The organism is Bacillus sp. SRL337 (genome assembly GCF_984799155.1).
The window spans coordinates 3,577,158-3,599,819 of the sequence record NZ_OZ481793.1; the positions used below are offsets into that span (position 1 = coordinate 3,577,158).

The 22,662-nt window shown below is 43.0% G+C and carries 21 protein-coding genes; 5 read left to right on the forward strand and 16 right to left on the reverse strand.

Annotation, left to right across the window (positions count from 1 at the left end; all coding sequences use genetic code 11):
* Positions 1–54 precede the first annotated feature (54 nt).
* On the reverse strand, positions 55–1,773 hold the full coding sequence (gene acsA / locus AC4E8A_RS18090; protein WP_490195040.1) for an acetate--CoA ligase: 1,719 nt from the start codon (positions 1,771–1,773) through the stop codon (positions 55–57).
* Positions 1,774–2,008: 235 nt separating this feature from the next.
* Here acsA and AC4E8A_RS18095 point away from each other — a divergent pair, with 235 nt between their 5' ends.
* From AC4E8A_RS18095 to AC4E8A_RS18105, 3 genes are read left to right on the forward strand one after another with little or no spacing between them, the layout of a single operon-like run.
* Positions 2,009–2,641: a GNAT family N-acetyltransferase gene (locus AC4E8A_RS18095; protein ID WP_490195042.1), complete on the forward strand. Its 633-nt coding sequence runs from the start codon at positions 2,009–2,011 to the stop codon at positions 2,639–2,641.
* Between the two features lie 27 nt (positions 2,642–2,668).
* Positions 2,669–3,316, forward strand: a complete 648-nt coding sequence (locus tag AC4E8A_RS18100) for an acetoin utilization AcuB family protein (protein WP_490195043.1) — start codon at positions 2,669–2,671, stop codon at positions 3,314–3,316.
* Positions 3,313–4,494, forward strand: coding sequence for an acetoin utilization protein AcuC (locus tag AC4E8A_RS18105; RefSeq protein ID WP_490198929.1), 1,182 nt, complete (start codon positions 3,313–3,315; stop codon positions 4,492–4,494). The genes AC4E8A_RS18100 and AC4E8A_RS18105 overlap by 4 nt, the downstream gene beginning before the upstream one ends.
* A gap of 169 nt (positions 4,495–4,663) precedes the next feature.
* Here the strand turns inward: AC4E8A_RS18105 and AC4E8A_RS18110 are convergent, their stop codons facing one another.
* The 9 genes from AC4E8A_RS18110 to AC4E8A_RS18150 all read right to left on the reverse strand — a co-directional run bounded on the left by AC4E8A_RS18110 (position 4,664) and on the right by AC4E8A_RS18150 (position 13,000).
* Positions 4,664–5,572 (reverse strand): TGS domain-containing protein, encoded by a 909-nt coding sequence (locus AC4E8A_RS18110; protein WP_490195045.1) that lies wholly within the window; start codon positions 5,570–5,572, stop codon positions 4,664–4,666.
* Positions 5,573–5,801: 229 nt separating this feature from the next.
* Positions 5,802–6,236 (reverse strand): HD domain-containing protein, encoded by a 435-nt coding sequence (locus AC4E8A_RS18115; RefSeq protein WP_490195047.1) that lies wholly within the window; start codon positions 6,234–6,236, stop codon positions 5,802–5,804.
* Positions 6,237–6,336: 100 nt separating this feature from the next.
* Entirely contained in the window at positions 6,337–6,879 is a 543-nt protein-coding gene (lepB, locus tag AC4E8A_RS18120) for a signal peptidase I (protein ID WP_490195049.1), read from the reverse strand.
* Between the two features lie 477 nt (positions 6,880–7,356).
* Positions 7,357–7,680, reverse strand: a complete 324-nt coding sequence (locus AC4E8A_RS18125; protein WP_490195051.1) for a hypothetical protein — start codon at positions 7,678–7,680, stop codon at positions 7,357–7,359.
* A 110-nt stretch (positions 7,681–7,790) separates the two neighbouring features.
* The gene (locus AC4E8A_RS18130; protein ID WP_490195053.1) at positions 7,791–8,609 is read right to left on the reverse strand and encodes an SDR family NAD(P)-dependent oxidoreductase; all 819 of its coding nucleotides are present in this window, start codon (positions 8,607–8,609) and stop codon (positions 7,791–7,793) included.
* Positions 8,610–8,791: 182 nt separating this feature from the next.
* The gene (locus tag AC4E8A_RS18135) at positions 8,792–9,016 is read right to left on the reverse strand and encodes a DUF6366 family protein (protein ID WP_490198930.1); all 225 of its coding nucleotides are present in this window, start codon (positions 9,014–9,016) and stop codon (positions 8,792–8,794) included.
* Positions 9,017–9,146: 130 nt separating this feature from the next.
* Positions 9,147–10,391, reverse strand: coding sequence for an outer membrane protein assembly factor BamB family protein (locus AC4E8A_RS18140; protein ID WP_490195055.1), 1,245 nt, complete (start codon positions 10,389–10,391; stop codon positions 9,147–9,149).
* A gap of 195 nt (positions 10,392–10,586) precedes the next feature.
* Positions 10,587–11,585: a catabolite control protein A gene (gene ccpA / locus AC4E8A_RS18145; RefSeq protein ID WP_490195057.1), complete on the reverse strand. Its 999-nt coding sequence runs from the start codon at positions 11,583–11,585 to the stop codon at positions 10,587–10,589.
* 350 nt (positions 11,586–11,935) lie between these two features.
* A complete protein-coding gene (locus AC4E8A_RS18150; protein WP_490195059.1) occupies positions 11,936–13,000 on the reverse strand; it encodes a bifunctional 3-deoxy-7-phosphoheptulonate synthase/chorismate mutase in 1,065 nt (354 codons plus the stop codon).
* A 227-nt stretch (positions 13,001–13,227) separates the two neighbouring features.
* On the opposite strand from AC4E8A_RS18150, the gene AC4E8A_RS18155 reads away from it, so the two are divergent.
* Entirely contained in the window at positions 13,228–15,378 is a 2,151-nt protein-coding gene (locus AC4E8A_RS18155) for a cell division protein FtsA (protein ID WP_490195061.1), read from the forward strand.
* A gap of 213 nt (positions 15,379–15,591) precedes the next feature.
* Here the strand turns inward: AC4E8A_RS18155 and ytxJ are convergent, their stop codons facing one another.
* The 3 genes from ytxJ to AC4E8A_RS18170 are packed head-to-tail and all read right to left on the reverse strand — an operon-like array spanning position 15,592 to position 16,997.
* Positions 15,592–15,906 (reverse strand): bacillithiol system redox-active protein YtxJ, encoded by a 315-nt coding sequence (gene ytxJ / locus AC4E8A_RS18160; RefSeq protein WP_490195063.1) that lies wholly within the window; start codon positions 15,904–15,906, stop codon positions 15,592–15,594.
* Between the two features lie 58 nt (positions 15,907–15,964).
* Positions 15,965–16,459 (reverse strand): YtxH domain-containing protein, encoded by a 495-nt coding sequence (locus AC4E8A_RS18165; protein ID WP_490195065.1) that lies wholly within the window; start codon positions 16,457–16,459, stop codon positions 15,965–15,967.
* Positions 16,460–16,484: 25 nt separating this feature from the next.
* Positions 16,485–16,997: a DUF948 domain-containing protein gene (locus AC4E8A_RS18170; RefSeq protein WP_490195067.1), complete on the reverse strand. Its 513-nt coding sequence runs from the start codon at positions 16,995–16,997 to the stop codon at positions 16,485–16,487.
* Positions 16,998–17,387: 390 nt separating this feature from the next.
* On the opposite strand from AC4E8A_RS18170, the gene AC4E8A_RS18175 reads away from it, so the two are divergent.
* Positions 17,388–18,503: an aminopeptidase gene (locus tag AC4E8A_RS18175; protein WP_490195069.1), complete on the forward strand. Its 1,116-nt coding sequence runs from the start codon at positions 17,388–17,390 to the stop codon at positions 18,501–18,503.
* A gap of 987 nt (positions 18,504–19,490) precedes the next feature.
* On the opposite strand, the gene AC4E8A_RS18180 is transcribed toward AC4E8A_RS18175, so the two are convergent.
* The 3 genes from AC4E8A_RS18180 to murC all read right to left on the reverse strand — a co-directional run bounded on the left by AC4E8A_RS18180 (position 19,491) and on the right by murC (position 22,538).
* Complete coding sequence (locus AC4E8A_RS18180) at positions 19,491–20,495, reverse strand: DUF4871 domain-containing protein (RefSeq protein ID WP_490195071.1); 1,005 nt, start codon at positions 20,493–20,495, stop codon at positions 19,491–19,493.
* Complete coding sequence (locus tag AC4E8A_RS18185) at positions 20,485–21,039, reverse strand: sigma-70 family RNA polymerase sigma factor (RefSeq protein WP_490195073.1); 555 nt, start codon at positions 21,037–21,039, stop codon at positions 20,485–20,487. The genes AC4E8A_RS18180 and AC4E8A_RS18185 overlap by 11 nt, the downstream gene beginning before the upstream one ends.
* 188 nt (positions 21,040–21,227) lie before the next feature.
* Complete coding sequence (murC, locus tag AC4E8A_RS18190) at positions 21,228–22,538, reverse strand: UDP-N-acetylmuramate--L-alanine ligase (RefSeq protein ID WP_490195074.1); 1,311 nt, start codon at positions 22,536–22,538, stop codon at positions 21,228–21,230.
* Positions 22,539–22,662: the final 124 nt, after the last annotated feature.

Consider the following 22,662-nt stretch of genomic DNA (forward strand, 5'->3'; position numbering starts at 1 on the left):
AAGGATGGTGACTCAAAAAACCACCCAGACACCCTGAGCGGTTCTAAATATTTATTAATCTTCCATTGTAGAAAGGTCACCAGTCGGAAGGTCAAGCTCCCAAGCTTTCAACACGCGCCTCATAATTTTACCGCTGCGTGTTTTCGGAAGTTTATCCTTGAACTCGATTTCTCTTGGTGCTGCATGGGCAGCCAAGCCTTTTTTCACAAATTGGCGGATTTCTTCTTTCAGTTCATCCGTTACTTCATATCCTTCGCGCAGGGCAACGAATGCTTTTATGATTTCCCCGCGGACCGGGTCTGGTTTTCCGATAACACCAGCCTCTGCTACAGCCGGATGTTCAACCAGTTTGCTTTCCACTTCAAATGGCCCTACCCTTTCACCCGATGTCATGATGACATCATCGATACGGCCTTGGAACCAGAAGTATCCATCTTCATCCATATAGGCGGAATCCCCGGAAACATACCAGTCACCAGGCATGAAGTAGGAATCATATTTCTGTTCATTTTTCCAGATGGCATTCATCATGGACGGCCAGCCGCGCTTGATGGCAAGGTTCCCCATTCGATATGGTGGAAGTTCATTTCCCTGATCATCGACAATCGCTGCCTTGATGCCAGGGATTGGTTTCCCCATGGAGCCCGGCTTGATTTCCATGCAAGGGTAATTGCAAATAACCTGTCCACCCGTTTCTGTCATCCACCATGTATCATGGATGCGATGGTTGAACACTTTCATTCCCCAGCGGATAACCTCAGGATTCAGCGGCTCCCCGACACTAAGGATATGTCTCAGGCTGCTCAAATCAAATTGCTTCACAACCTCGTCCCCTGCCCCCATCAGCATCCGGAAGGCAGTAGGTGCGCTGTACCAAACGGTAACCCCGTATTTCTGAATGGTATTATACCATTTCTCCGGCTTGAATCTTCCGCCCGCAATGATGTTTGATGCCCCAGTAAGCCATGGGCCAAATATCCCGTAGGATGTACCGGTCACCCAGCCCGGATCGGCTGTACACCAATAGACATCCTCTTCCTGAAGGTCGAGGACCCATTTCGCTGTCTGATAATGCTGAAGCATGGCGTTATGGACATGAAGGACACCCTTGGGCTTTCCGGTAGACCCGGAAGTATAATGAAGGATCATTCCGTCCGTTAAATCAACCCATTCTATATCAAGCTTATCGCTTGCCTCTTCAAACCGGTTCATGAAATCGACGTATTTCCCTTTTTCCTCTACATCTTGCCCGACGAGTAATACATGTTCAAGAGCAGGCAGTTCATCAACAGGAACCCTGTCAAGCAATTCTGGAGTCGTCACAAGAACCTTTGCTCCGCTGTCTTCAAGACGGTCTCTGACGGCCCCCTCCATGAATGCTTCAAATAAAGGCCCGACAATCGCACCTAATTTCAGGGCTCCAAGAACGGTAAAGTATAGTTCCGGCGATCTTGGCATAAAGATGAACACCCTGTCGCCTTTCTCTACATCACCATAGGTTTTCAAGACATTCCCTGCTTTATTCGTAAGGTTTTTCATTTCCCGAAAGGTATACTTTTCATCTCTGATGTCGTCAGTATAATATAGGGCTACTTTGTTTTTTCTGAATGACTCAGCGTGCCTGTCAATCGCTTCATGCGCAATATTTACACGTCCTGTTTGATTCCATGAAAAATTCTTCTGGATTTCATCCCAATCGAAATTCTTATACGTATCTTCATAACTGGAAAGATTATAGTTTCCTTGAGTTACTGGCAGCGCTTCCAACTTCATGCGAGCGATTCCTCCCTATGTAAGAATTTACTATATTATTATAGTACAAAAATCTATTTTTCTCAATTTTAAAAATTGTCCGTTTATTGGTTTTTGTTATAATAAGGGTATGTAAAGGGCTATCCCAATATGAAAAAATTCACAAAAAGGCTATAATAGAGCGCTTGGTCGTTCTGTTTTGTCTGCAAGTTTTGTGTCATAATGACCATGTATATTATTTTGAGGCGGTGACAAAATGAACCACCAAAAAACGTATAATGCAATGGAACTCAAAACACCAAAAGGAAATATCATTATTGAAGGGCCTGTCCCTGTCAATGAATTGATAGATTTAGAGTTCCATGAGGATTTAACGGCTTTCCGCTTGCCGGAAAAGCAGCATAAGGCCATAGTCGAGATAGCCGAACTGACGGAAGGGCGCATTATCATAGCAAGGGAAGATAACGTCATAGTCGGCTATGTTACATATCTGTATCCTGACCCTCTTGAGCGATGGTCACAGGGAAATATGGAAGAACTGATCGAGCTTGGGGCAATCGAAGTCATCCCAAAGTTCAGGGGGGCTTCAGTCGGCAAGAACCTGCTGAGGGTTTCGATGATGGACGACGCCATGGAAGATTATATTATCATCACAACTGAATATTACTGGCATTGGGATTTAAAAGGCACCGGCCTTAATGTCTGGGAATACCGGAAAGTCATGGAAAAGATGATGAACGCAGGCGGATTGGAATATTATGCGACGGATGACCCTGAAATCAGTTCGCATCCAGCCAACTGCCTGATGGCCAGGATTGGAAAGAGAATCGAAAGTGACTCTATCCAGCAGTTTGACAGATTAAGATTCATGAACCGCTATATGTATTAATGACTCTCTCAAAGGGGATGGAAAACCATGATAGTAGAAGAAATCATGAAAACACATGTAGAGACACTAAGAGCAGATGATACTATAGAGCAGGCAATCAAGACTCTTCGCGAAAAAAAAATCAGGCACATTCCCATTATCGACGACAACTTGAAGGTAATCGGCATTGTCAGTGACAGGGATGTAAAGGACGGGACCCCTTCCATTTTCCAAAAGGATAGGGCTGCTGAAGAACTTCAAAATCCTTTAAAACTGATCATGAAAACAGACGTCATAACAGGGCATCCTCTCGATTTTGTCGAAGAAGCAGCGGCCCTCTTTTATGAACATCACATTGGCTGCCTGCCGATTGTAAAAGAAAATAAATTGGTCGGTATCATCACGGAGACCGATCTGCTATACACATTGATTCAATTGACAGGGGCACACCAGCCTGGATCTCAAATTGAGGTGAAAGTGGAAAACCGCTCTGGGGTGCTATATGAGGTCGCCGGTATTATCCGCAACCATAATGCAAACATACACAGTGTGCTTGTCTATCCTGATAAAAATGATGAAAGATATAAAATCCTTGTCTTCAGAGTGAGAACGATCAATCCGATGTCCGTCATTGATGATTTAAAGAAAGAAGGGTATGAAGTCCTTTGGCCAAACATGCCCGGTATGCCATCATGACAAAGGAAGCTTTATTTGTTTACTCTGATAAGCTATTGGAATACCGTTTTTCCGAGAATCACCCGTTTAATCAATTCAGGCTTAAGCTGACCATCGATCTGCTGAAAGAAGCAGGAGCCTTGGATGAAGATGATATCGTGCAACCTAGAATGGCGACCGATGAAGAACTTCATTTGATTCATGACCCTTCTTTCGTAAGCGCTGTCAAAACAGCTGGAAACGGAGGGCTGCCTGCTGATAAAGCCGAAAGCTATGGAATCGGGACTGAAGATACCCCCATCTTTAAAGGCATGCACGACGCCAGCGCCCTTATGGTGGGAGGTACATTGACCGCTGTAGATTGTGTGATGGGTGGAACATCGAAACACGCTGCTCATTTTGGCGGAGGCTTGCACCATGGTTTCAAGGGTAAGGCTTCAGGATTCTGCATTTATAATGACAGCTCGGTAGCAATCAAATACATGCAGGAAAAGTATAATGCCCGGGTTCTGTATATTGATACAGACGCCCATCATGGAGACGGTGTCCAATGGTCATTCTATGATGATCCGGATGTATGCACCCTTTCCATCCATGAAACCGGACGATATCTTTTTCCCGGCACAGGGAATATCAATGAACGTGGACATGGAAAGGGGTATGGATATTCTTTTAATATTCCGCTCGATGCCTTTACAGAGGATGAATCCTGGCTTCATGCCTATGAAACAACCTTCAGGGAAGTCATCAAGTTTTTCAAGCCGGACGTCATCTTATCGCAAAATGGTACCGATGCTCATTACTTTGACCCGCTCACACACCTGTCTTCCACCATGAAGATTTATCAGGAGATTCCGAAAATCACCCATGAACTGGCCCATCAATACTGTGACGGACGGTGGATCGCTGTAGGCGGAGGCGGATACGACATTTGGCGGGTGGTGCCCCGCGCATGGAGCCTTCTTTGGATGGAAATGGCACAGCGAAATGCCAGCCTTCCGCATTTTCCGAAAACCTGGACAGAACGATGGAAGGGAAAGGCACCTGTAACGCTTCCGGTAAGCTGGGATGATCCTCCTGGAATCTATCCTGCCATTCCCCGGAAGCCTGAAATTACGGAGAAGAACTCGCAGACTGTTGAAAAAGCACTATATCAACTGCGCCAGCAGCAGGGGAATAAAAAATCTTCTGCCCAATAGAAAACGAAAAAGACTCGCAAGTTCAGTAACGAGTCTTTTTCGCATTGTTGAATTACCAGGAATGTTTGTTTTTTTGACCAAATGTGTTTAAAATGGTGCTTGTAGTTGTATATGATTCACGTTCTTATCTCCATTCACTTACAGTTAGTGCCTGCATTCGGATGTAAGATCACAGCTTCCCGTTGATTTCCTTAATCGCTTTGCAGGTTGAAACATGGTTTAACCATTCCTCATTCACCGTTTCCTGGTCTTCAATCCACCATTCAACAATATCCATATCCTCTAACTTTGTTTTTAGTTGCTTTTCTTTACCATTTATTTTTGCCATGACCATCCTGGATGCTGAGATAGGATCTAAAAAGTAAGCAAAATCCAGTACAGTAGAGCCCTCAGGTAACGTGATCGCATTCATTTCCCGGGTGTAGACAGTAATATCATTTTGGAGCAATTCAAATGATATCAATTCATAGAATTCTATGGGATTGCCCGAAACAGCTTTGACAGCCTCAACCGAATCTCTTAACAATTCCCTGCTGAGCATTTCGATTTCCTTATCAGTTGAATTATTGAGCAGGGTAAAAAGATTTTCTTCCGTCGTTTTGATAAGAAAGCGGACTTCGACATCATCCATCAGCACCGAAGTATTTAAATGGCGATTGAATCGATTTCTCTGACTTGTAATTTCATCTCTGAATCGGTTGGGGATGGGTTGGAACAAACTATGGATGATTCCTAGTTGTGTGTAACAGCTTAGTTGGGTGGCTGTGATGATCTGAATGGTGAATAGCTCGGGAAGAAGCTTCCCCTCTTGGAGCATTGAATAAGAAACGTAGATGGGTGCTGAGTGCCAGTCCAATTTTATATTCATTGGATTATTGGTTACTATCTCTTTTTCGCAAAAGCGAAATATACTTAAGAAAATATTTCCATAGTTCTCTTTAAGCTTCTTGACACTCTTATATTTATGGGGATCGAGGTGTTGAAAAGCCAAATCTTCAAGTTCATATTGCATATCATACAGACCTAATCTTTCACATAGAGGAGAGAAAAAGATTAACGTTTCATTAGCATAAGACACTCTCTTCTCTACTTTTTTTATTTGTAGTGTCCTCATATTATGAAGTCTATCAGCTGTTTTAACTAGGCTGTTTTCGCATATATTGTTGCTTCCAGAAAAATCCCAAAATCCGGATTTTTCCCCTGCATACTAAGGTTTTCGCTCTGAACGAAGAGAGAAGCTCTTTTCTCTCTTGCTAAACAGGGATTTTCCGGTTCATTACTCCACTATCTTTCGGAATTATTATCAACTAGCAACAAAGTTTACGAAAAGAGCCTTTAACTATAATCGTTCTTATATCCTTGACTGCTGCAGACAGAAGTTTTTCATAATTGGATGCATTATAGAGTTCTTTGCTTTCCGAACCTTTTTCAAGCTTTGTCAATCCTTCAACCACCAAGGACGCCTGGCCACCAAATTGATCCTCAATGTCATCCAATGTGTAATCTGTATCTTCAACAACATCATGAAGCAAGGCTGCCACAAGGGTGGTGAGGTCGGCTCCATACTCCATGAGAATCTCACAAACCGTAAAGGGATGACAGACATAGGGTTCTCCTGTAGCCCTCTTCTGTCCCGCATGTGCCTGTTCAGCAAACTCCATGGCTCTAGTGAATATCTCCAGCTCCTCAGCTGTTAAATAATCTGCCTTGTGGACCAGGGAAGCCCTTAACTCAAGAATCATTGCATCTCCTCCCATTTTTGTAATAGATATTGAGGCATAAGTTTCCCAGCATCTTGTCACTTACTAAAAAAGCCAAAGAATCCCGGCGGGGTCTTCTGCTCTAATTTTTAATCCATCTGGCTCCATTTAATGGATAAAAAACGACATTCGCTTTTCCTACTACCTCTTCCATTGGAATGGTGCCGATATGCCTGCTGTCTGTGCTGTACTGTCTGTTATCCCCCATCACAAATAAATGTCCTTCAGGTACAGTAGATTGGCCAACCTCCGTTTCCTCCAATGAAAATGGCCGCGTTAAGTCTCCAGCGAGATTTTCTTTTTGCTTATCTAAATAAGGCTCTTCAAATGCAGTACCATTCACATATAAAGTGTCTTCCTTGTACTCAATCCTGTCACCTGGCAAGCCTATAACACGTTTAATATAATCCTTCTGCTCATTGGCATGAAAAACAACAATATCAAATCTGTCCGGCTTGCCTATTTTCGTTACAATCACACGTTCCTCATCGTGTAATGTTGCATTCATGGATGCCCCTTTCACCATGACAGGAGTAAATATAAAGGCACGCACAACAAAAGAAATCACTACCGCAGCAGCCAATGCTTTTACCCACTCGAACGCTTCATTCTTTTTTTCTGCCACTTAATCCACCATCCATTTATCATCTATTTCATGAGCTTGCAAACTATAAGAATGTCTTTTGAAATTAGACGGGTTTAGTCCATTATTAGTTTCATTTAGTATTTCGTAAACTCTGTTGCTATTCAATAGGAATGGCGAATATTTCACCCTGCTTTCCAGAAATTTTCGAGAAGCAAGAAAGAGAGGGACTCTTCACTTCAGATAGAAAACCTCTATTATTCAAGGGAAACATCCGGCCCTTGGAGTTTTCCAAAGCAACAATCATATGGAAACAGCCTTTAGAAGAGACGTCTCCTCATGTAATATGATAATGGTTTATAACAAAAATATGGATGAATTGTTAGTATGCAAGAGGAAAGAAATTCTTATAAAGGCCAGAGTAATACTGCAGGCGGAAAAATTGAATAGGAGGAATCGGGGATGGATTATCCCCTTTCATGCCGTCACTTCCTTCTTCAGCCATATTTAGCCTGAATTCTATGGGCCAGTACCACATGAAACTTCATAATTCTCACTTTCTATCATTCTTGTATAACACATTCCTGCTGTGTCTCCAGTAGGACTATCGTAGTTAAACCAATATACATTGTACAGCTGTCCGTAGTCTTTATCTTTATAATTTTCCTTAAGTATTAAAGCAAAGAAGCTTTGATATGGATGCCCGTCTTTAAAAATTGCTTCTCTTAATGCAGACCTTGGCGAATGATGATCATGTGCAAAGGGCGCTAGAAATGGCGGGAAAATTATCATCACTATTAATGCCAGCAATCCAACCATTAAAAGTCTTCTTTTCTTTTTCAAATGGTTCATCTCCTTTTTCTATAACCTGCTGGCCGAATTCAAAGAAAACAAAGCCGAGAGACAAAAAAGGAATATTTTTCAACTCCATGACAGCCCGTATAAGGAACTGATTACCCTTCGAATGGCAGAGGTTGAGTTCCATCTATATCAGTAAAGTCATATTTTCTCGCTAGTTCAGCCACCATAACGGCTTCACCAGAAATCCTCGATACCAGGGAATCAGACGCCAGTGCTACAACAGCACGGCCTACATACGCGGTGGTCTCCGTTGTGCCGTCCTCTGGTTTATAACCTGAATCTGTAACTCGTTCTGTCCGCATCCACCCCGGGCAGACAGCAACCGCTGAAACGTTAAACGTCTCTAATTCCTTTGCCATTCCAAGTGTCAGCCGATTGATAGAATTCATGGCTAAATCGTAATATAAATTACCTGCGACTCTTTCTTTTATAAAAAAGGTAATGTTTACAATCAAACCTCTACGGTGCTTTGTCATTAACGGTGCAGCATATCGAGCAGTAAGCAAGTAAGCTTGCGTTCCGGCAACCATCATAGCATCCCAATGCTCCAGCGGCCGCTGCCAAAAAAGCCGGCCTTCCCCTGATGGCAGAGAATTTTCGGAGCCTCCAAATACACTATTGACTAGAATATCAATGCAGCCGTGTTCCTTCTTTATTTGTTCAAACAGTTTTCTCACATCATTGTCGCTTGTATGGTCACAACGTATGGCTATCCCTTTGCCGCCTCGAGAAGTGACGCCAGCAGCGGTTTCCTCAATGGTTTCGGGTCGGTTATCGGTTGTTTCTCCCCTTACACTCCGGCCTGTCACATACACCGTTGCCCCTGCACTGCCTAGTTCAAGCGCAATGCCCCTGCCCGCTCCACGAGACGCACCTGTAACAACAGCAATCTTTCCTTGCAATGATTTCATTCAAACTCCTCCATATCCAGCATTAAAGAGTCCTTACATAAAGATATATTCAACACAACTAAGCACCAATCCTTTAGGATCAGTGCTCTTAATTCAATAAGCTGAATCTACTATCGAAGAAAGGAATAATTGTGGCACATTACCTGGTCTTCAGGTAATTCTCATTAAGATGCACTATTACCTTAATGAGCAAAAAGTAAAAATACACTACTTCCAATAATGATAAGCAGTATCAAAATGCCTGTGCCCTTCCAGTCTAGGCTGCCCACTAGAAGTGGCAGCTTTCGTAAGGCGGAGCTCCCGATAAAGAACCAGCCCGATGTCCGCAATGCCTCTCTACACTTATCTAGTCGATGATACTCAATCAAAATCATTTCCCACCACTTTTCAGCATAAAAAAAGCTCATAATTCTATCAATATCCACCAATTATCCTTCCTTCAAATAAAGCATATCGCAGGAATTTGGCCGTCTTCCTGATAGTTTCTATACAAAAAAACAGCCGCACTTTGTAACATATACGACTGTTCCATTGTATTTAATTTACCATCATTATTTCATTTGTAGACGGAACATAGATGAAATCATCGTCCCCATCTTTAAATGGTCCGGCAATTTCCTGTTCTAAATGGTATTTGTTGATTTTCTTCCCTGTCAGTGGGTCAACGATCGAGATCAAGGATTTGTCCTCAACATGATTTGTGATATAAAGCTGGTCCCCGATCATATTGGCATGTAATTCATTCGGATTATTAAACTGTTCTTCAGCAGTTTGATATAATTCACCGCCTGCGGTTAGGTACCATGCCCATTTTTCTTCGCTTACATTATACGAGAGAACAGAATCATTCCCATATAGAATGATATGATCTTTGTAAATATCAGAAGAAAATAATTCATGTTCGATTTTGGTTAGTTTCGGTGTGGTGGCTATTTTCTTTTGAGTTTCAATATCCCCGTCCTCCAGAGCAAAAATATCGATGGCGGATTCATCCATACTCGCTATTGTATCCTCTGTCTCTTTCATTGTGTATACCGTATTATCCTTTACCGCTATATCACTGTAGAAGCCTTCTTCCAACCATAACTGTTCACCAGTTTCACGATCAAATGCGGCCAATGCATCGAGCCCAAAGTATACGATCTTATCCTCTGTCAAAACCATCTCAACAAAAATTCCGATATCCCCGTCAATTTCGGTTTCCCATACCTTTTTCTGGGACGTTTCGTCATATGCAATAGACTTACTATTACCATAAATGTAAAGGATTTCGTCTTTCTTCTCAATGCCGCCTGCCGATTCAAGTGTAAGCAACTTTGTCTTTTCACCTGTTTTCATATTAATTGTATGGAGATCCTTTGTTTCCTTATCCAAGTAGTACATGGTATCACCAGAAACATGAACCGGATCTGCATTGAACAGCTGAAGCATATCAGGTAAATACGTTCCTTCATCCCGGTTGTAAAACTTATAACCATAGTTCCCTCCGAACGCAATGGTTCCGTTGGATACCTCCGTCAGATGATAATAATCCAAACCAGGACTGTCATTCAGCTCTTTCGTCACAAACCCTTGTGCACTCAATTCTGCACTATCCCACTCAGTTATCTCACTATGAGGAATATCTTCAAATGAACCATTTTCAGAAGCTGCTGGGGCTTCCTTTTTTGTTTCATTGGCACTATCCGCTGATGTTGATTCCTTCATTTCCTTTTCCGAACAACCTGCTATTATTGTAATACTGCAAATGAACAAAAAACATACACCTATTAAGTTTCTCATCTTATCCCCTCTCGTTTATATAATTTTTTATACAGTCTCATACTAATGGTTTATATTGGAATAATCAACGATTTCGATAGGCGTTCTTCCATCAACACCGGTCCTTCAAAGGAAAAATCATCCAAGTCAAACCTCATACCTAAAAGAAAACAAAGAAAAAAGCCTCCCCTAAGGAAAGCTCTTTACAAACTCATTCTATTTTGTAGATCCCCGTTCTTCAATTCGGTGTGGGAGAACCACGATATTCTCCTCCACTTGTTCTTTGTTCATGTACTTTGTCAGGAGGCGCATGGAAACTGCACCGATGTCATATAAAGGCTGGACGATGGATGTCAGCTGAGGGCGGACCATCAAGGCAAGCCTTGTGTTGTCGAAGCTGATGACTTCTGCCTCTTCAGGGATATTGACACCTGCGTCCTGAGCACCATGAACGACACCGAGGGCCATTTCGTCATTCCCTACAAATATGGCTGTCGGCTTTTCGCTCAGCTCACTTAGTTTCTGCCATGCTTCGAGTCCGGAGTCGTAAGTGTAATCACCTTCGATCACAAGATCCTCATTGAATGCAATTCCTGCTTCTTCCAATGCTTGTTTATAGCCGGGAAGCTTAGCTTCATTATTGACTTTGTCATGGAAGGGACCACTGACATATGCAATATTTTTATGGCCTTTGCCAATTAGTTCTTTAACCACATCATAAGCTGCAGCTTGGTAGTCGATATTGACAGAAGGTATTTTTTGCGAGTCTTCTACTGTTCCTGCCAATACGATTGGCACAGGGGACATTTCAAACTCTCTGACATGCTCCTCGGTAATATTTCCGCCCATGAACACAATTCCATCCACTTGCTTACCAAGCATGGTATTCAACAAATGCAATTCTTTCTCAGTGTTCTGGTCTGAATTGCTGAGGATGATGTTATATTTATACATCGTTGCGATGTCTTCAATCCCCCTCGCAAGCTCTGCGAAGAAGATATTGGAGATGTCCGGAATAATCACTCCGACTGTTGTCGTCTTTTTGCTCGCAAGTCCCCTTGCCACTGCGTTCGGTCTGTAGCCAAGCCTGTCGATGACTTCGACTACCTTTTTTCTTGTTGCCGGTTTTACATTGGGATTTCCGTTCACTACCCTGGAAACCGTTGCCATGGAAACATTCGCTTCCCTGGCCACATCATATATCGTTACATTCATGGAATCCACTCCTTTGATTATCGTTTTAGCTGATTGTTCTTATTTTACACTAATTATCCATCTTTAAAAAATAAAGTAAAAATGTTTTCTTGTCCATTGTATGAATATAGATATATCATACTTTAGCCGGGGCTTGTCTGCAATGAATCCACATTTACCCGTACCCCAAATGTTGTTTTGTGAAAATAGTATTTAATAATAAATATAAGCACCTTATTCAATCATAGCGATCGTAATCCTATCCACTTGAAGGTTGCTGTTGACCCTCCTGCTGTATGCTCTTATGACTCGAAGGTAGATCTTTATTGTCCAAACAAAAAAATGGCCATCAGTGAGATGACCAATGAATCCTATTTACCGCCCGTTAATTCGGAAAAGAAATGATCAAACTGTTCCAGATTCATTTGCTGGGCAGCGTCTGACAGAGCGACAGCAGGGTCAGGATGGACCTCTGCCATCACTCCGTCAGCACCGATTGCCAGTGCTGCTTTTGCTGCAGGCAGTAATAAGTCTCGTCTGCCTGTGGAATGTGTGACATCCACAAATACAGGCAGATGGGTTTCCTGCTTCAAGATTGGGACAGCCGAAATATCAAGGGTATTCCTTGTGGCCCGTTCATACGTTCGAATGCCTCTCTCACAAAGAATGATATCGCCATTCCCCTGTGAAATGATATATTCTGCTGCATTCATGAATTCCTCGAGTGTGGCAGACAGCCCTCTTTTCAGAAGAACAGGTTTTCTAGCAGAACCCGCAGCCTTTAACAATTCAAAGTTTTGCATATTTCGTGCACCGATCTGAATAATATCCACGTACTCAGATGCGGGTTCGATATCAGCAGGGTTCACAATTTCACTGACTACAGCAAGGTTATTTTCATCTGCAGCTTTTTTCAGTATTTTTAATCCTTCAAGGCCCAGTCCCTGGAAGTCATATGGAGAGGTACGTGGTTTAAACGCACCTCCGCGGATAAGGTTCAGTCCTTTTCCTCTGATGGCGCGTGCCACTTCGAAAACCTGATCATAGGATTCCACTGCACAAGGGCCGAAGATAAAGTGCGGCAGTCCGTCCCCAATCTCTTCTCCATTTACTCTTATAATCGTATCCGTCGATTTTTTCTTTCTTGAAACCAAGAGTTCCTTGCGGTGGTTGTCCTGAAGCAGGTCTAGGCCGGCTTTGAAGATTTCCTTGAATATATGTTCAATCGTTGTGTTGTCAAAAGGTCCGTCATTATGTTCAATGATCGCATTCAGCATGTCTCTTTCCCGAACAGGATCAAAGCGGTTTGTTCCCTGCTTTTCTTTTACCCTGCCGATCTCCTGGACAAGGCGGGCACGTTCATTGATGTTATCCAACAGCTTCAGATTTATCTCATCGACCCGGTTTCTCAGCTGATCGAGCTCGTTATTACTCAAAACCAAACATCCTCTCTGCATTGACATCCTTTTATTTTCAAATTCCAACACTTCATGACTTTTTTCTAAGAAAGTATGATACATTTTTTATAATAGGATTTATTATAATGGAATGTACAGGAAAAGTCACGGAAAACACTTTATTCATTCAGCGTATTAAAGTCGTGAGTGGTTTCCGGTAAATCGCAGTAATTTTTGATTGAAATAGAGTAAAGTGGGTGTGTAAAGTGTCGAATAACACAAAGATATTTGCCCTTGATATCGGTACAAGATCTGTAGTGGGTATTATTCTAATAGAGAATGATGAAAAACAGTATGAAGTCATCGACATTCTTTCCCAGGAGCATAAAGAGCGGGCGATGCTGGATGGACAGATACATGATGTCCCTGCGGTTGCTGCTGTTATTTCTACAATTAAATCTGAAATGGAAAAGAAACATGGACCTCTCAAAAAAGTCTGTGTAGCAGCTGCTGGAAGAGCATTAAAGACAGAAGTTGCAAGTGCCTCCATCCCCATTACCGGCAAGCCCCTCATGACCAAGGAAGATGTCCTTCATCTCGAACTAAGTGCTGTACAGCAGGCCCAAGCCGTTGCGGCACAGAATACAGACCAAACCTATCACTATTATTGTGTAGGATACTCTGTTCTTTACTATAAGCTTGATGGGGAAGAAATCGGCAGCCTGGTGGATCAGCAGGGAGATGCAGCAACGGTCGAAATCATTTCCACCTTCCTGCCAAAGGTGGTTGTTGAGTCCCTTTTAGCAGCACTGAACAGAGCTGGCTTGGAAATGGAGGCATTGACGCTCGAACCGATCGCCGCCATTAATGTCTTGATTCCCTCATCGATGAGGAGGCTGAATGTCGCATTGGTTGATATCGGCGCCGGCACATCGGATATTGCTTTAACCGATATGGGAACCATTATAGCGTTTGGCATGGTGCCGACTGCAGGAGATGAGATAACGGAAGCGATCAGTGATGCACTGCTCCTTGACTTCCCGCTTGCTGAAAAAGCAAAAAGGGATCTGATCAACCAGGAGTCCATTCTGGTATCTGATATCCTAGGTTTTGAAACCGAAGTTACCCGTGCTGAAGCAGTAGAAAAAATCTCTACGGCTATTGATCATTTGGCCGAGGAAATCAAAACCGAAATTCTGAGGCTTAATAATGCCAAGGCACCAAAAGCTGTCATGCTGGTAGGGGGAGGAAGCCTGACACCTGAACTGCCGGAAAGATTAGCGGCTGCCCTGGGGCTCCCGGCCAACCGGGTAGCTGTCCGCGGCACTGATGCCATTCAGGATCTGAAGATTAAGGAACTGGTATCAAGCGGTCCTGAACTCGTAACACCGATAGGAATTGCCATTGCAGCAAAGAAAGCGCCCGTCCAATATGTAACTGCCTATGTAAACGAACAGCCTGTCCGTCTATTTGAGGTAAAAGAACTCACAATTGGAGACTGCCTGCTTGCAGCTGGTCTGAAAATAAACAAATTATACGGAAAGCCTGGAATGGCCATGATTGTCTCAGTCAATGGACAATCCATCACACTCCCTGGCAAGCATGGAAATGCCCCGGCTATTGTAAAAAATGGAGAGAAATGCGGGATCGACCAGCACATCCAAAACGGAGATAGGATAAGGGTAACGAGAGGCGAAAACGGGGAAACACCGGAAATAATGATTTCGGACTTAATTGAGTCCCAGCCTGAGATCAATCTTACGATTAATGGAAAACCCCATTCTTTCGAGATGAATATTATTGTTAACGGAAAGCCGTCAGCTATTGATGTCATGGTCCGTGACAGGGATAAAATTGAAGTGGAACCCCTCCCCTCCGTCGAAACCTCTTTAAAACGGACAGGGCACGAAGATTTGCTTCAATCTTTACGGACCTTCCACGTCACTATCAATGAAAAGGAAACCTTCATTCCTGCTTTCTCAGGACGAATCACCGTGAATGGAAGAGAAAATAAACTGTCCTCTGGGGTGAAAAACGGGGATACCATAGAATTGAAAAAAACAGAGGTTCCGACACTTAAAATGATCATGGATAAAAAACAGGTGAAACTTAATGATACAATCACTGTGTTTTTTAATGATCAAGAGTTGGAACTATCCAAGCAGGTAATGGAGGTCTTTCGAAGCGGAGATAAACTTGAAGAAGACACAATGATTCATTCTGGCGATAAATTAACCGCCATCCCTAAAGAATCGGGAGCATTCATTTTCCAGGATCTCTTCAGGCATGTCGAAATCAACATGCCTTCCAATGCCCAAGGGAAATTCCTGCTTTTGAAAAATGGAAAAGAAACAACCTTTTATGAAAGCATACAAACCGGCGATAAATTAGAAATCCGCTGGCCGCTTTCTGTTTAAACGGTGTTTTTATATCAACAAAAGCGCAAGCGCCTGGGTCAGCCCTGACAGGCATAAGTCGAGCCGGCAGGAAGGTTGTTCTTTATCCTTCTTGCGGAATGGCGATGACCCAAGGGGCTAGGCTCTGGATCTGGACGCAGACCCCTCAAGACGTTTACAGTTTCCTATACATGGACAAAGCCTGGAGGCCACTGCCTCCAGGCTTTTCTGTGCTTACACGCTTTTTAATGCCTTAATTGTGATATTCCAGTGGGTATCATGCCAAACAGGCTTTCCTTCTTTGAATAGGATGGCTTGCGGAGACTCATGTTTAATCCCAAATGTCTCTGCAATATGATTGGATAGTTCCCTGGATTCCTGGACTGCCAAATAGTAGGCATCCGCCTCTTCCATCTCATCGGCAAACTTCTGATACTCTTCAAAAGCATTGCCGCTGATTGGGCAGGTTAAGCTGTGTTTCAGAAAAAAGAATCTCTCTTTTCCCTCAAGAAGTTGGTTAAATTCATCAATCGTCTCGATTTTCCTCAAGATTATTGCTCCTTTCAGTAGAAAACGGTGAGGCAGCTCCTGCCTTCACCGCTACTAGTTATTGCTTGATGGACTGCTCAGTCTCATCAAAAGCCTTCTTCGTCTCTTCAAGTCTTTGGTTCAGCTCCTGAGCATCATTTTGCTCTGTTTCAACAGGAAGCTGCTCATTTCCACTCACTTCACTGCTTTCAGTATTATTTTGGGATTTTACTTTGTTGACCAGGTTATTGGACTGCTCTTGAACTGTTTTAGTGATGCCGGAAGTCTTTTCTTTTGCTGCTGCAGCAAGCTCATTACCGCGCTCCATTGCAGTATCTTTCCACTGGCTGCTCTTTTCTTTTAGCGTGCCGGCATGCGTATTTAGTTCTTCACGCAACTCTTTACCAGATTTAGGTGCAAGGAACAAAGCCGTAGCTGCCCCTACGATTCCGCCAATCAAGGAACCGATCAAGAAATCCTTAGCATTGATGCTTCCCTCATGAGTATTTGTCCCGCCATTCGGATGGCCATGGCTCACCTGGTTTTTGTAAACATCATTTTCTGTTTGTGTCATCGTAACATCCTCCCCTGGAACTATTTTAATTTTGTCTTGCTCTCTGGATCATTTTCTCGCGTCTGTCCATCTCTGCAGAAGCTCTCGCCTCTTCGGCAGCATAAGCATTTCTTGTGCCGTGATAAGGCTTTTCCTTTGTTTTCCACTTATCACGAAGCTCCATTGCTGCTTTACCCCACTGGACAAACTGAGAAATCTTATCCTGGTTCTTTTCCAGATTCGTTGAAATTGACGTTGTGACCTTCTTGACGGAAGAGTTCAATCCTTGGATGGAACTGCCGACATCTTTCACAGCATATACAACAGTATTCAATTCTTCTGATTTCTGCTGGATGTCCTCCGCAAGCCTGTTTGTCTTATGTAGGAGATCCGCAGACTCTTTTGTCACTCCCTGTAATTGTGTTTCCAAACCGTCCAAGGTATGGGAGACACTATCTAAAGTCGTTTGTACCGACTTAAGGGTTTTTGTCAGGCTAATTACTAATACCATGAATGCAATGGCAATCAAGGCTACACTCAAATATAAAATTATCTCCATATCAGCACCTCCTGTTTATGCAATTCTATACCCGGCACCAAATGTCCTTAAACACTAGTTTCTCCATTCAAGCGTGAATATCCTGCATGATCCTCCAGTTTATTATGCCCCTTCTGTGGTTTTTTTAGTGAAGGTACAGTGATTACTTTTTTGAAGCATTTTATTTAGTGCCTGGTATAATCCGGGCTTTTTGTATCTGCTGCCGGTAGTTTTTTTGCACCATGTGCAATTCAGCGGCACTCCCCCAGAATTTTTTTCCTATGCTAAATATAACGGATAATCTTTATATATAAAAAGAAATTGATTTTCGGTTACAATATAGGTAAGCAAGTCAAAACATCCTTTTGGCTCTTATAGTGCTGAAGGAACTTTTTTAGGAGGAATACATATATGAAAGACCCTCGTATCGAGAAACTGGCGCGGAATCTCATCCGTTATTCTGTACAGCTTCAAAAAGGTGAAAAAGTATTGATTGAAAACTTTGGTTTGCAGCGGGAACTGGTGACTGCGCTTGTGAAAGAGGCTTATGAGGCTGGCGGCTATCCATTCGTTTCCTTGAAAGACCATGCAGTGGACCGTTCGCTGTTGATGGGCGCCCAAGAAGAACAGTTTGACATGATTGCTGAATTTGAAGCCAATGTCATGGATAAAATGGATGCTTACATTGGCCTTCGTTCAGGGGATAACATCAATGAGCATGCAGATGTACCCGATGACAAGATGAAAATCCAAGGGAACACTGTGGGGAAAAAGGTACACCGCGAAATCCGTGTTCCAAAGAAGAAATGGGTCGTATTGAGATACCCGAATGCGTCCATGGCTCAACTGGCTAAAATGAGTACGGAAGCTTTTGAAGACTTTTACTTTGATGTATGCAACCTTGATTACGCAAAGATGGACACAGCGATGGATGGTCTTGTTGAATTAATGAATAAGACGGACAAAGTGCGTATCACCGGTGAAGGCACGGATTTAACGTTCTCCATCAAGGATATCCCTGCAGTGAAATGTGCCGGCCGCTTGAATATCCCGGACGGTGAAGTCTATACGGCTCCTGTTAAAGATTCGGTCAACGGGACAATCACTTATAACACACCGTCTCCTTATCACGGGTTTACTTTTGAAAACGTCAAGCTGACTTTTGAAAATGGTAAAATTGTTTCTGCGGAAGCGAATGATACGGAAAGAATCAATAAGATTTTCGATACAGATGAAGGCGCACGTTATATCGGTGAGTTCGCAATCGGTGTTAACCCTTATATCCTTCATCCAATGCAGGATATCCTGTTTGATGAGAAAATTGACGGCAGCTTCCACTTCACACCCGGTGAGTGCTACGAGCAAGCCTATAACGGAAACCACTCCAACATCCATTGGGATATGGTCATGATCCAAAGACCGGAGTACGGCGGGGGAGAAATTTATTTTGATGATGTATTGATCCGAAAGGACGGCCGGTTCACTATTCCTGAATTGGAACAGCTGAATCCCGAGAATTTGAAGTAAGGAACTGCCCCCATCTTCTTTGATAACTCGTTCAGTTCAGAGGGAGAAACCAATAAATTGAAAGGTAATTTGCGGTACAATTTGCAGAGCATTTTGTATCGGCTTTTTTATCTGCATACCAATGGTTTTGAAGTTTTTTCGCTTATTGCTGCATACTGATTTGCAGGCCGATTTGCACTACCGCATAAATGTATGTGGTGTTGCAAATTGGTCTGCATTTTATGTTACAAATTTGTCCGCGGATTCGTTATTGCCAGATACAATAGATGGGAAGATGAAGGGGAATAACGAGTGATAGAAAAATAAGGGGAGATTTTACCGTTAGATGTAGAGTAGATGTGGTTTTTGCGGAAAATAAGGGGAGTTTTTCCCTTCATTCAAAGCAAATCTGCCTATTTTCACGTTTTTTGAGTCAAATAAGAGGAATTTCTCCCTCTATTTAAGCTGTTTTCAATACTATTTGCTAATTAAGGGGAATTCTTCCCTCTATAAACCTCAATTAGCAAAGAACCTGGTTTCATTGCTGATGAATGCAAAGTTTAACGGGAGACCCGCTGTTCAACCGATCTGTGGCTTACTTAAATAACGCATAATAGAAGTGAGGAGCTGCAAGGTCGTTGGCAGCTCCTCTTTTTTGTGTAATTTTTCATACATATTACACTTCAACGCAGCCTGCAAAAGTCTTTGTATTTTAACCCGCAAAACCACCAGCAAATAGGCATTTTCTCCCTCTCATCCGAACGGGTTAACCTCTTTGAGGCTGGGGGTTTTTTAGGGATGGCGAGGCTTGTTTATGGGCCATTTTTTGATAAGCTCTCTTTCGGGCCAACAGCCTTCCTTCTTCTGCAGCTCATTGGCCCATTTAACTCCTAAAGAGGACACCAGCCTTCCTTTTTCTGCGTCTCATTGGCCCATTTAGCCCTTAAACGGACCAACTTACCCACTGCTCATTTGCCCATTTAGATTTTGGAGTCCAGCTTCAGTCTATTACTGTTGTATATCAAACACCAGTATATCAAACAGTTCTTCACCGTCGTAGAGCAGGAGTGCCCACTCTCCAGGTTCAGGGATGGTGACTGCTGTAGGGATATGAGCATCTGCCCCATTTACGGCTCCTCTTAATTTCATGGTCCATGCCCATCCGTTATCCAAAATCGGATGCACTTCTTGAGACTTTCGGTGAAACCCGACGACCGTCAATTCAGAAGTCTTATTCCCCCAAAGATGCCACATCCATTTTTGGGGCGTCAAACTCGGCATATCCGCACCGATAACACCTGACTTATTCTCATTTCCACTGATGTTCCCGTGAAACACTGCTGCTTTTTTGTCCCAGTCAATTTCCTGGAAGTCTTCCTTTTTAACAAACCCGGGAATATCTTCAGGCAAAATGAGCGCCTGTTCTTCCCCAACAGACAAAACGACATCTCCGTAATATTCCCCATCAAGCAGAACCTCGTATTTCCAGATGCCCGCATATGGGAGCTCAAAATTTGCTGTATAACGCTGGAGGCTGCTATAACCTGGTGACGGGTCGGTTACTCTTTCAGGAGCAACCACATTGATTTGTTCACCTGTTTCTTTGTTTACCGCATTTATTGATAACTTTTTGCCTTCATAAATTTGAAAGGGTTCCTCAAAACTGAAAAGATACCCCGATGGTTTGCCCGCCTTCAAATCAGGTTCCGGAAATACACTGAATATCGTCCTATTATTCTCCTTGTATTCTTCATGGAAAGCCCAGTCTTCTTCTGCTGAAAGATTTGCTCCTCGATTTCCCTCCTGATCCAACAGTAATGTACCCGAGAATAAAACAAGCATGATTGCAATCGCTGCTGCCGATAGAGAAAAAGTAAGGAGGCTGTTCGGTTTATGATGGGGCATGGTTTCTGACCGAATGGCTGACTTTATCCTTTGTTTGTGGCTTTCAGTAAAATGCGTTCCTTTATGAGTCGTCGTATCCATTGCGTTCCTCAAGTCTTCAAGCTTCATAGTGTTGCCTCCTTTCCATTACGTTCTTCAACTTGGTTCTTCCTCTCATGAGTCTTGTTTTCACGGTGTTTGGATTCAGATTCAAAATATCGCAGATTTTTACGATCGGCAGTTCCTCATAGTAATGAAGGATAATGACTTCACGGTATTTCACTGGTAATTCCAAGACACTTAAAGCGAGAAGCTCTTCTTCACTCCGTTTGATGATCACCGTTTCTGGTGAAGGGACATTAGATTTAAAATGGCCCAGCAAGCCGGATTGAACAACCGTTGTTCGGTAAGCCTTGCTCTTCAGCACATCCTTTGATTTATTGATGGTGAGTCGGTATATCCATGATTTAAAAGAAAGAATTGTATCGGCCTTTTCAAAGTGATGGTAGCAGGTAACGAAAACATCCTGCACAATATCTTCTGCACGTTTCCAGTCCTTTACGTAGTTATAGGCCATCCTCGTCAGATTTTCGCCATACCTATTCATAATGCTCTCAAGCCAGTCATCCTTGCCGGCAGGGAAATCAGGTTCATTATCTGGGACACTTGTCAAATGGTTGTCACCTCGGTTTCTTCTTTACTGCTAAGACGAATAAGTCATGAGAAGGTTTCACTATTTAATAAATAAATTTCTTTAGCGCTTTAAAGCAGCCGGGGACTGTCCCCGGCTGCTTTAAAGCGCTAAAGGGGCTGGATCCAAAAAAAGCTGACAGCCTGTTTCCGGCTGTCAGCTTTTTGAGGTTATTCTACGTGATTTCGAAGTGTTTCTTCATAGGCATCCTGGAATTTCTGAACGTCTCCTGCTCCCATGAAGATCAGGACGCCTTTTTCGTGCGCCATCAATGGCTCTGTGTTGTTTTCATCAATAATTTCAGCATTATCAACTTTATTTTTAAGGTCATCTATTGATAGTTTCCCATGGTTTTCACGGGCAGACCCAAAGATTTCACATAGGTAAACTTTGTCTGCCTCTGACAGGCTTCTTGCAAATTCACTCAAGAAAGTCTGTGTCCTTGTGAAGGTATGCGGCTGGAAGACTGCGATGATTTCCCGATCCGGGAACTTTTGCCTTGCTGCCTCAATGGTCACCTTGATTTCCGTCGGATGATGCGCATAATCATCAATCAAAATCTGTTCACCGATTTTTTTCTCAGTGAATCTTCTTTTTACCCCTTGGAAAGAAGCGAGCCTTTCCTTCACGATTTCAGTGTCGATATCTTCATAATGACAAAGAGCGATGACAGACAAAGCATTCATGATGCTGTGGTCACCATAACCAGGAATGGAGAACGTCGCAAAAAACTCATTTCTCACAAATACGTCAAAAGTCGTTCCTTCAGGTGTTTTGTTCACATTTCTCGCCTGAAAGTCGTTCTCTTCAGCAAAGCCATAGAAAAGGACAGGTACTTTTGCTTGAATCTTTTGTAAGTGCTCGTCATCCCCGCAGGCAATGATGCCTTTATTGACTTGCATAGCCATCTCCTGGAACGCCTGGAAAACGTCATCGACATTTGCGAAGTAGTCAGGGTGATCGAAATCAATATTCGTCATGATGGCATAGTCAGGATGATAGGATAGGAAGTGTCTTCTGTATTCGCAAGCTTCGAATACAAAATACTCAGCATCTTTTTCCCCTTTACCCGTTCCATCACCGATCAGGTAGGAGGTAGGCTTTGCCCCCCTGATAACATGTGCGAGAAGGCCGGTTGTAGAAGTCTTTCCGTGTGCTCCGGTAACGGCAACAGAGGTGAACTTCTCCAGGAATTCGCCAAGGAAGCTGTGGTATCTGGTAACGGGCAGCCCTTGTTCTATTGCCTCCTCAATTTCATCATGTGTATCAGGGAATGCATTCCCTGCAATTACATTCATGTCCCCGCCGATATTTTCCCTCTGGAAAGGCAGGATTTTTATATTAGAATCTTCAAGAGCTTTCTGTGTAAAAAAGTACTTCTCAACATCCGAGCCTTGTACTTCATACTCCATATCGTGAAGCACCTGGGCCAGGGCACTCATTCCAGATCCCTTTATTCCAACGAAATGGTATATTGTCATATTAGAACCTCCAACAATCATCTATCTGTAAGCAGTATATGACATTAATCCATTTTTGCCAGTCTGCAGGCATTCCACGCAGGCAGCCAAAACGGATGTACATAATGAACAACTACCAGCTTCA